The sequence below is a fragment of the Pseudoalteromonas sp. SG44-17 genome, assembly GCF_014164235.1.
In the GTDB taxonomy this organism is placed as follows: domain Bacteria; phylum Pseudomonadota; class Gammaproteobacteria; order Enterobacterales; family Alteromonadaceae; genus Pseudoalteromonas; species Pseudoalteromonas rhizosphaerae.
Genome location: NZ_JACJEV010000095.1, coordinates 1 through 626, shown reverse-complemented (window position 1 = coordinate 626; position 626 = coordinate 1). Strand labels below are relative to the sequence as shown.

Sequence of the window (626 nt, the reverse complement as noted above, 5' to 3'; positions counted from 1 at the left end):
AGTGCAACCAGCACCTCAGTGATTTTAGATAACGCAGCACCGAATGCCTTGACGATTGCCACCCCGATTGAGGTTGATGGCCGGATCAATGCTGTAGAAGATGGCAGTGTATTGATCACCGGCTCTGGCGCAGAAGCCAATGCCAGTGTCAGTGTGACTATCAGCGATGGTTCGAATAACCAATCGCGGACCGTGACGGCTGATGGCGCAGGTACATGGACTATCAGTGGTAGTGAGTTTGATGTCAGCAGCTTTAATAATGGCACGCTCACCGTCAGCGCCACACAAAGTGATGCGGCGGGTAACACCTCCAGTGCAACCAGCACCTCAGTGATTTTAGATAACGCAGCACCGAATGCCTTGACCATAACGACCCCGATTGAGGTTGATGGCCGGATCAATGCTGTAGAAGATGGCAGTGTATTGATCACCGGCTCCGGGGCAGAAGCCAATGCCAGTGTCAGTGTGACCATCAGCGATGGCGCGAATAACTTATCACGGACTGTGACGGCCGATGGCTCTGGGGCATGGACTATCAGTGGTAGCGAGTTTGATGTCAGCAGCTTTAATAATGGCACGCTCACCGTCAGCGCCACACAAAGTGATGCGGCGGGTAACACCTCCAG

At 53.4% G+C, this 626-nt stretch carries 1 protein-coding gene; it reads left to right on the top strand.

The window, feature by feature from the left end:
• Positions 1-626 (top strand): Ig-like domain-containing protein (locus H5182_RS22040; RefSeq protein ID WP_182760659.1); only part of this gene is annotated, 626 nt, incomplete at both ends.